The organism is Actinoplanes couchii (genome assembly GCF_016862075.1).
GTDB lineage: Bacteria > Actinomycetota > Actinomycetes > Mycobacteriales > Micromonosporaceae > Actinoplanes > Actinoplanes couchii.
In genome coordinates this window covers 1-9,678 of record NZ_BOMG01000159.1, presented here as the reverse complement: position 1 = coordinate 9,678, position 9,678 = coordinate 1, and the positions used below count along the sequence as shown (strand labels likewise).

The 9,678-nt window shown below is 68.0% G+C and carries 8 protein-coding genes; all 8 read right to left on the bottom strand.

Going from position 1 to position 9,678, the window contains the following annotated elements:
- The coding region (locus Aco03nite_RS51965; protein WP_203810611.1) for a PAS domain-containing sensor histidine kinase at window positions 1-2,471 on the bottom strand (2,471 nt) is incomplete at its 3' end.
- A 633-nt stretch (window positions 2,472-3,104) separates the two neighbouring features.
- Complete coding sequence (locus Aco03nite_RS51960; RefSeq protein ID WP_203810609.1) at window positions 3,105-3,590, bottom strand: STAS domain-containing protein; 486 nt, start codon at window positions 3,588-3,590, stop codon at window positions 3,105-3,107.
- A 133-nt stretch (window positions 3,591-3,723) separates the two neighbouring features.
- Complete coding sequence (locus Aco03nite_RS51955; RefSeq protein WP_203810607.1) at window positions 3,724-4,122, bottom strand: hypothetical protein; 399 nt, start codon at window positions 4,120-4,122, stop codon at window positions 3,724-3,726.
- Window positions 4,123-4,984: 862 nt separating this feature from the next.
- Complete coding sequence (locus tag Aco03nite_RS51950; protein WP_203810605.1) at window positions 4,985-5,299, bottom strand: hypothetical protein; 315 nt, start codon at window positions 5,297-5,299, stop codon at window positions 4,985-4,987.
- An 85-nt stretch (window positions 5,300-5,384) separates the two neighbouring features.
- Complete coding sequence (locus tag Aco03nite_RS51945; protein WP_239146152.1) at window positions 5,385-6,020, bottom strand: class F sortase; 636 nt, start codon at window positions 6,018-6,020, stop codon at window positions 5,385-5,387.
- A gap of 38 nt (window positions 6,021-6,058) precedes the next feature.
- Window positions 6,059-6,820, bottom strand: coding sequence for a GVDTG sorting domain-containing protein (locus tag Aco03nite_RS51940; RefSeq protein ID WP_203810601.1), 762 nt, complete (start codon window positions 6,818-6,820; stop codon window positions 6,059-6,061).
- 61 nt (window positions 6,821-6,881) lie between these two features.
- Window positions 6,882-8,441 carry a serine/threonine-protein kinase gene (locus tag Aco03nite_RS51935; RefSeq protein ID WP_203810599.1) on the bottom strand — a complete coding sequence of 520 codons (1,560 nt, stop codon included), beginning with the start codon at window positions 8,439-8,441 and terminating at the stop codon, window positions 6,882-6,884.
- A gap of 81 nt (window positions 8,442-8,522) precedes the next feature.
- On the bottom strand, window positions 8,523-9,678 hold a 1,156-nt coding region (locus Aco03nite_RS51930; protein ID WP_203810597.1), incomplete at its 5' end, for a molybdopterin-dependent oxidoreductase.

Genomic DNA, 9,678 nt, shown 5'->3' with positions numbered 1-9,678 from the left:
CAGAGCCGGACGATCACTCCGTGGGGCTGATTGTCGTCGATCCTGATCGTGCCGTGGTGACGGCGGATGACGGCGGAGGCCAGGCTCAACCCGAGTCCGTTGCCGGGGATGCCCTGGTGACGGACGTTCTCGCCGCGGAAGAACCGGTCGAGAACCCGGTCGCGTTCGGCGGCGACGATACCGATTCCGGTATCGGCGACCTGGACCTGCACGGTGTCGCCGGTAGTCTGCACACTCACGGCGACGTGCCCGCCGGCCGCAGTGTAGGTGACCGCGTTGGCGAGCAGCCCGTCGAGGACCTGCCGCAGCCGGACCGGATCACCGTCGACAACCGTGTGGTGCGGGAGATCGGTGCTGAAGGTGAGTGTGCTCGTCGCCTCGGCGGCGGCGACGGCATCGCGGACGATCGAGACCAGATCGACCGCCTCCACGGTGAAGGACGTCTGACCGGATTCGATACCGGCCACATCGAGCAGGGTGTCCACGATCCGTTGCAACGTGGCGGTGCTCCGGCCGATCACTTCGATCATGTGTTGGTGGTCCGGGTCCAACGCGGAGGCGTCCTCGGCCAGCAGACCCGCGTTACCGGCCAGCGCGGCCAGTGGTGTGCGCACCTCGTGACCGACGAGGGCGATGAAATCGTTCTGCGAACGGCTCAAGTGCCGGGTGTACTGCTCCGCGCGGCGCAACGCCACATACACGCCGATCTGCGCGGCGACACCGTCCAGCAGAACGGTCAGCAGATCCTCGTGGTGCTCCGGGGTGCCCGCGTAGCAGGTGAGCACGCCGAGCAGGGTGCCGCCGTCGCGGACCGGTACCGCGAGGATGGTGTGGATGCCCCGGGACAGGCAGACCTGGATTCGTTCCCGCTCGTACGCGGTGGGCTGCGGCAGATCGGTGGCGATGTCGGCCACCCACAGCGGCTGGCCGGTCTGCCAGACCCGGCCGGTGACACCTTGACCACGGATCGGCTGGTGGGCGAAGAAGCCGTCGCCCGGATCGCCGGTGACGCTGTGATGACCGCTGGGATGCAGCATGCCGGTGGTGTCGTCGACGAGGAACAGCTCGGCGCAGGGCCAGCCCAGGGTGCCGGTCACCGCCCGGAGGATCTCCGGAGCGGCCTCGGTTGCCGACGCGGCGGTGCGCAGGGCGTGTTCGACCTGCCGGTGGCATTCGCGGAAGCTTTCGGCGCGTCTCACGGCGGTGACCTCGTGGGCTACCGCGACGGCGCCCAGCCGTGACCCGTCCTCGTCGAGAATGGGCTGTGCGGTGGTGGCGAACCGCCGGGTCCGGTGGCCGGGAACCACCGTGACGACGTCGGCGGCGTCGACGCGCTCGCCGTGGAAGGCCCGCATCAGCGGGGTCTGCTGCCACTGCATCGTCTGCAGGTCGGGATGACGCAGAATGCCGTTGATGGAGGCCGGGTAGTCGACCGGTACCGCTCGCACGTCCGCCCATCCACGGACCTCACGCAGAGCACGGTTGAGGAGAACCACCCTTCCGGACTCGTCGCAGGCGACCACACCGACCGACAGGCTGTCCAACAGCGCGTCCATGAATCGGCTGTGCCGGTCGGCCAGCCGCTCAGCGGCCTCCTGCCGGCTCAGGTCGGTGAGGAAGGCGCAGGCCACCGAGCCGCCCGCCGAGGCAACCACGGCCAGGGAGACCCGTACCGGAAGGCGGTGACCGTCACGGTGCCGCATGGTCAGATCCCGCACCACCGGTCGGTGCGGCGCGGCCTCGAACAACCTGCTCAGCGCGAGACCGATCGGCTGGCCACCGTAAACCGGCAGCAAGCTGTCGTCCACGTGCCGGCCGCACACCTGAACCGCGGTATGGCCGAGCAGACGCTGCGCGGCAGCATTGAAGCCGACGACGATCCCGCGGGGATCCACGGCCAGAAACGCCTCCTGCACGCTGTCCAGCAGCGCGGCGCTGTCCAGCCCGACCACGCAGCCCAGCCGATCGGTGCCGGTGACCGGGCGCAGGAGTTCGGCGATGTCGATCAACGTCCTGATGTGCTTCGCCGTCCACTGCCGGGGCTCGGTGTGCAGGGCCGTCAGCGCGCCGACCGGCTGGCCGGTCTCGTCGCACAGCGGCACGGTCGCGAACGCCCGCAGGGCCAGACGCTCCACCAGCGGATGATCCCGTACCGCCGCGGAGTCCTCCACGAGCATGTCCGCGCATGAGGCCGGACCGTTCCGGCTGATCGCGTAGGTGGACACCGCTGACGACAACGGCAGACCCCCGTTCGCGGCCCAGCCGTACGGCAGCCCGTGCGAGCCCACGACGAACTCGTGCCGGTCGTCGATCACGGTGACAGTCGCCATCGGCACATTCAGTAGAGAAGCGGCCAGCCGTGCGACCGTGTCGATCTGAAGGAGCCGCCCCGGCATAGCCTGACGGGCCGCGCCGGCAGCAGCAGACCGTACCGGATCCCTGAGGACCACCTCGTCGAGCGTCAACGTCATGCTGTCGGTTCCTTCGATCTCGCTGCGTCGGTCAACCACGCAACACAGACCTCGTTCAACGAGATACGGAGTCCATCACAATTTTGCGGTGAGAGCACCCTTCGCTACCAAAGGGTTTGGATCCGGCAACAGTCCTGGTCCGGTTTGTGTAGATGAAGTCCCGCCCGCCAGCGGTCGCGACTGCTGCATCCAGCAGGCCAAGGACGAGATCCGGCACGGTCACCTTGAGCAACCGCCCATGGCCGCAACGACAAACGCTTCAGGGTTTCCCCGGCGCTTCTCGGGCGCTCTCGTCTCAGGCCACCCCACGCTCAGGCGCTGACCGCCAGGATAGGAGGACCGGCCCTGCTCATCCAGACGGTTAGGGCCGCCGTGCGCGGTGACGCGCTGGTGGCCCCGCCGGTGACGGATGGGCTGCTGCATCACCTGCGGCGCGAGCCTGCCGCGGGGATGGCAGTGGCCGGTGCAAGCCCTAAACGAGCGCGAGCACGACATGGTTCAAGCGAAGGCGGGGGCTGACTAACAGTAGATCGCTGCCCTGTTCGTCGCGGTGTCCACCGTCGAGACCCATCTGGCTACCGCGCCGACGAAACTCGGCGTCCTCACGATTCGGTTGATCACTGGCGATCCACATCACTGATCGTTTTGGTGGTTCCGGATCATCCCGGGGAGTAAGTTCCCGCTCCCCGGGATGATGCTTCGCTGCATCATCGCCTGTTCGCATAGTTCGCGGGACTCTCGCTGAAGACGGGCCGCTTTCTCACATAGTTGCCGGGACCTTTCCGTTGCCCCATGCCGGTCTCGCGACGCCCGCCGCCCGGCATCGGCGCGGAGGGCGAGTCGCGGCGGAAGATCGAACATGTCGAGCAAATGTGCCATCTCCAGCACCGCATAGATCAAGGGCGCTGGCTCCACGATCGCCAAACGACCTCCGGCCTCCTCGACGAGGCGTCGGCAGAGCAGGAGTGACCGTATTCCGGCACCGTCGAGGAAAGTCAGCCCGCTCGCGTCGATCGTGACCACCGGCAGGCGTTCGGCTACCGCGTCCGCGACACGCCGTTGCAGCAGGGTGGCACTTGCCCGGTCCAACTCACCCTCAAGAAGCAACCGTGCCTCCACTGACCCAGCTGACTCAATCGCCACCCGGAGGCGACCGCTCGTCTCGTCAGTGCACGGGGCGGTATGGGCGGCACCTCGGCGGCGTTCAACGGCCTTATCCATCTCCGGATCATGCCCCGAAGTCAGCGAGCGGTCACCCAACGACGACGAATTTGCTCCGGGTAACACTGAGGCCGGCGGGCGATGAGATCGGACGTCCTCCGGTGACGGTGGGCCGGGCCTGATTCAGGTGGCACGCCTCTCGTCGACCGTTGTGTGCGCATCGAACGATCCGCCAGCCAGATAGGAAGCCCTCCGGCGCCGCCATCTGCACCTGCCCGTTGGCCAGAAACCCGCGGGCATCGATGCAGTGCGCGACAAGCTGCGCTTCGATATCCCCGGCACCTCCACCGGAGTACAGGATCCGGTGGCGGTCTCCCGGGCTGGGCCGAATACAGGCTGCCAAGATGCGCAGTCGGCTCGCATCATCGTTGACCATTACGCACACGTGTTTACCAAGGCTCAGACGATCGATGGCGCTGACCTCGAACACTGTTCCTCTTCGGCCACCACAGGATGGTCACGGCCAGCAGACTACCCCGCTGGAAAGAAGCGGCTCATCGGCAGACGGACCGAGACAACCACCGTCAGGAAGGGCTGAGGTGCGGGATCACGACTTTCTGTCCAGCGCTACTCCGAGGTAGAGCCGCAGAGCTGCGTCAACGGCGGTGAGGGCGTCGCGTAGCGAGCAGTCCGAGCGCTCCACCAGCAGCATCCGGCGATACCCACACCGATTCTCCGACGAGGTCACGGCTCTGCTTGAGATGCAGGTAGTCCTTGGCGATCCACGGCTATGTCAACCCAGGTGTAAGAAGCGGGTGAGGCCATCGGTGATCATGGAGTTGCGACGTCGCATGACTTCGAGGATGACCCCACCCGCCTATGGCATCATCGCTCATCCTGGCCGTGGCCGTAACGAGGCCCGCTTCTTTCACTCCACCCGCGCCTGCCACTGATGGTGCTCACGGCGGTTTGTTGCACGCCCTCGCCGCGGTTATCGGCCTGCGGGATCCACGTGGTGTGCGGTATCCGCCGAGTGCGTTCGTTACGGTCACGATCCGCCCGGTCATCGCCGGGTGCCGCCGTTCGCCGCGATCACGGATTGACTGCATAACCTGGACGACGACATTCGGGTCCGGCGACATGATCAGCGGGCGCGGCGAAGCCGGCCACGTTGCCGGGGCCGGCGATCATGTCCAGACCGGTCGCGGCTCCCCGCAGCGGCTTCTCAGCGAAGGCCGGACCCACCCGCCCGGACGTCCACGTGGTCGCCGCCCGCCTGGAAGGAAACGGCCAACCAAATCGCAGCTGTGCCTCACCGTATCACCGCCTTTGCACTGGCCACACCCAATGTGTCAGTCGCCGCCCGCCCGCTTGCCAAGCATGCTCGTCTTCTGGCCGAACAGATCGGCGATCCGGTCACCGGCGATCCCGCGCACGTCGCTGCAGCAGGCAAGACCGGGAGATGGCTGACAGCGCGCCCAGCCGATCGCCACAGCCTCGGACGGAACAACCGGACGAAACGCGGCGGCCGCGGCCGTGACGATCAGATAGAGCCGCGGCGAGCAGATCACTGGAATCGGCTTCTCTGGCCCCGGCCACACTCCATCGATCTGTGCGTCCCGTGGCCGACCGCGATGACGGCAAGGCGGCACGGTGGGGGTGCCCACCGCGTCTAGTTTCTGGTTGCTGCCGCCGTTACACGTCAGGGTGTAGATCTCACCGGCGCCGTTGTAGTCCAGGCACCGGTGTCGGTCACCCGGTTGACGAAAACGTCGCAACGGGGCGGTGGGCCAGCCGGGTGTACGCCAAGGTGAGGTCCGCGTAGACCACGATGTTGTCCTCGTAGTGCCTGGTGACGTTGTCGAAGCTGCCGCCGCAGGTGATCAGGCGCAGCCCGGCGTGGTTGATGGCGCCATAGACAGCGTCGGTAGGAAATTGCGCCTTGGCGTGTCGGGCGACCTCGACCACGGTGAATATGGCCGTACTGCCGTCAGCACGATCAATATTGATCGTATCGCCGGGCTCGAGGTCGGTGAGCCTGTGGAAGGTGCCGGGTTGCTTGCGGTAGTCGACGTGGCCGGCGAGGACGGCGGGGCCGAGGGCGCCCGGGGTAGGTGCCTTGGTGTACCAGCCGACGGTCGTTGCGTCGGTGGGCACTTGCATGGTTCCGTCAGCCTGCAGGCCGAGGCCGGTCAGCGGCACGTCGACATCGAGGGCGGGGATGATGACCCTGGTCGGCAGCGAGGTGTCCATCAGTGGCCCAGTGGTCAGTTCACCCGTGCCGGTGAAGGCTGGGGCGGCAGCCCGGGGGACCGGGCGCGGCGGCTGGTCCTGGCCGCCTCTGAACAGGGCTGTGAAGCCGGCAAGGCTGAGGATCAGGACGGCCACCGAGAGCGCGTGACGGGCTGTTGCGGTACGGGCCGCCATCAGCTGAATCGGCGGCGGGCGATGAGTATGCCTGCCGCGCCGAGCAGGGCGAGAACGCCGAGAGCATGCCACGGGGTGAATTCGTGGCGGGTGCTGCCGTCGCCGGTGGCGACGCCACCGACCGGGACCGATCCGGCGGCGGCGCCGGAGACCATGCCGCAGACAGCCGGGTCCGTCGCCTCCTGCGGGATGCCGTCGAGGCCGGCCGACTTCGCGAGGGTGGACTCGCCGAGCCCGTCCATGTCGTACTTGCCGTTGTTGTTGGCGTCGATGCCGTGCTGGACGACGTGCAGATCCTTGAGATGCGCGAGCGTACCCGCGGGAAGGTCGGCGGCGGGGATCGTACGGTCAAAGGACAGGTTGCCCTTGGCATCCGCGACCGGCATCCGGTCTACGGCCAGCCCGCTCTGCGGGCTGGTGTCACCCTTGGTGGTCAGCGAGATGAAGATGGTGCCGTATTCGGGCATTCCCTCCTCGGTGCTCACGTAGCCGTTACCGTCCTTGTCGGCCGACATGCCGGGACAGTGGAAGTCCATGCTGTCGGTGGAGCCGTGCAGGTGCTGCGCGTGCGGCGAGTTCGGGACCAGACCGGTCGACCGGATGCTGATCCCCAGGTCGCCGTCGGCCATGGCGGTCAATGTGGCGGTGCCGGAAGCACCAGAGTGGTTCAACGGGTCGAGCTTGACGTGGACGCTCTCGTCGGCGAACGCGGCACCCGGAACGGCGAACAGGACAGCCACTGCGGCGGGTACGACGAGCATTACGCGGAAGGTCTTCACGGCAGGGATTCGGAGCCGGTCGTCACCCGGATTGGCGTCAGTCTCACGGCCCTGGGATCGTCCAGGTCACCGTTGGTCTCGCTGAGTCCCGGAATCCGTTGACCAGGATCCGCCGGACCGGAAGGTCGAGGCTCCAGTCGGCGTCGCGGGTGATCCAAGTGAGCGCGTAGGAACGGTCGTCACCGGCAGCCAGCAGCATCCGATAGGTGTGCAGCCGCGGCCCGGTCGCCGGCTGCCACGAGTACTCCCAGTCGGCGCCGCCGCCGGTGATCAGGAGCGGCCCCATACTGATCTTCTGATAGTCCGGTGGTGCTTCGCGCTCGGCATCCTGCCATCGTCGCAGCGGGTAGCCGTCGACCGGTCCGCCGGCTTGCACGGTGAAGGACCGTACACCTGCGGCATCACCGAAGCAGACACCGCCGTCGGTGGTGCTCCGCTGCCATCCGCGTGGCAGTGGGAGGGCGAAGCCGCCGGTGTCGACATGCCACAGCCAGCCGTCGGGCAGCGAGACCGGCGCCTCGTCGTCCCGGCTGGAGCCGGACACCACCACCACCGACTCCGCCGTGGGACAGGCGTGCATCGTGCTGACGACGGCTGCCGGCACGCTCGGCGCCACCCTGTCACCGCCGTACGCCCGGACCGCCGCGAAGGCGCCGGCCGTCAGGGCCGCAGCGGCGATACCAGCGCCGAGCAGGCCACGCCACCGCGGGGTGGCGACGGCCGAGCGGTAAGGGACGGCCTTGCCGGCCGGGCGGGCCGACGTGGGCACGGCGTGAATACCGACGGCCCGGCGAGTCAGATCCCGCAGGGCCCGCCGGGCGCTGTCCGCGGTCAGCCGTCGTCCCGGGTCAGCAGCGAGCAGACCTGCGATGACGGGATGCAACGGCCCCGGGTGCCGCGGCGGGTCAGGATCCTGACTCAGCAGGGCGGTCAGCGAGTCGGAGACATCCGGACGGTCGTACGGCGGCCGGCCCTCCACTGCCATGTACAAGGTGGCGCCCAATGACCATAGATCGGCCTGCCGGCTGGCGACGCCGTCACGCAGACGTTCCGGGGCGAGGTAGAAAGGCGAACCCATCAACGGCTCGTCGTGCCCGCCCGGGACGGCGACGATGGTGGCCAGACCGAAATCGGTGAGTACGACCCGGCCGTCGCCGGCTATCAGCACGTTCTGCGGCTTGACGTCGAGATGTAACACCCCGGCCTGATGCGCGGCGTCCAGCGCGTCCAGCAGCCCCGTCGCGATCCGGGCTGCGTGCCGGTGAGACAGCGGACCGTCGCTGATCACGATGTCATGCAGCGAGCGAGACGGCACGTATTCCATGACGATCCACGATCGGCCGGATGCCTGGATCACGTCGAAGATCCGCACGACGTGGGGATGATCGAGTCGAGCAGCCGCCCGCGCCTCCCGGATCGTGTCGCGCTGGAGTTCCGCGCGAGCGGGATCCGGCAGGTCGTCCGGGGCCAGTACCTCCTTCACCGCGACTTCCCGGTCCAGGAGATCGTCGTGTGCGCGCCACACCCGGCCCATGCCCCCGAAGCCCGCCAGCGAGATCAGCCGGTACCGGTCGGCCACCACCAGTTCGTCGTCCGGTTCCACGCCGCCTCCGTCTTCCGCGGTTGTCGACCCTCCGATACGCAGGGGATTCGCAGCGGACCCGCCTCCGGATTGGTGCCTCGATCAGGCCACGGTGACGCTGATCGTGTGCCAGCCGGTCGCGCCATCGGGGAAGGGGGTGGCCCGGGTCTCGGGCTGAACCGCCCCGTCCTTATCGGTGGCCCGCACGGCGAGCGAGTGTGGTCCGTTGGTCGCCGGCCAGCTGAAACGCCACTGGGTCCAGGTGTCGATCGAGGCGGTGGGTAGCAGTTCGGCCGACTTCCACGGCCCGCCGTCGACGCTGACCTCAACGGTTTCGATGCCACGTCGCTGAGCCCAGGCGACTCCCGCGACGGTCACCGTCCCGGCGGTGAGCCGGGCGAACGGTTTCGGTTTGTCGATGCGTGACGCGGTCTTCACGGTGCCCTGGGCTCCCCAGCCGCGTTCGACCCAGTAGGCGTCGAAGTGATCGAAGGTGGTCAGTTCCAGTTCGGTGACCCATTTGCAGGCGCCCGCGTAGCCGTACAGGCCGGGGGTCAGCATCCGGACCGGGAAGCCGTGTTCGAGCGGCAGCGGTTCACCGTTCATGCCGACCGCCAGCATCGTGTCGCGGCCGTCGAGAGCCGTCGCGACCGGAGTGCCGATCGTCATCCCCTCGACCGAGCGGGCGACGATCTGGTCCGCTCCGGCCTGAATCCCGGCTTCCTTCAGCAGGGCCGCGAGCGGTACCCCGAGCCACCTGGCGGTGCCGATGTACGGGCCACCGACCTCGTTGGACACGCAGTTGAGGGTGATGTCGCGTTCGATCAGCGGCCGTTTCAGCAGATCGGCGAACGACAGTTCGATCTCCCGGTCAACCATGCCGTGAATCCGCAGCCGCCACGTCGACGGATCGATGCGGGGCACGGTCAGCGCGGTGTCGACACGGTAGAAGCCGGCGTTGGGGGTGGTGAAGTCCGCGGCGATCCCGCTCGGCAACGGAGTGGCCGGGTCGGCTGCCGTGGGAAGCCGGATCGCTTCCCGGGACCGGCCGGCCGCGTTCTTCCGCTGTCCGGAAACAGCCAGACCTGCCGCTTCCGCCGCGCCGGCACCGACTGCCAGCAGCGACAGGCGAAGGACAAGGCGACGATCAACCCCGGTTTCCGGTACGCCGGTGGCCGCACCCTGCCGTTCGTGCAGCAGCCACCAGAGCGCCAGCCCGGCCAGTGCCGCCCCGAACACGGCCGGGACCGCGTCGACC

Coding starts and splice junctions, on each gene's coding strand:
- Aco03nite_RS51940 (WP_203810601.1), bottom strand. CDS start 6,820: ATGCTCGTCGTACCCGCCGCAGTGGCTGTCCTGTTCGCCGTTCCGGGT.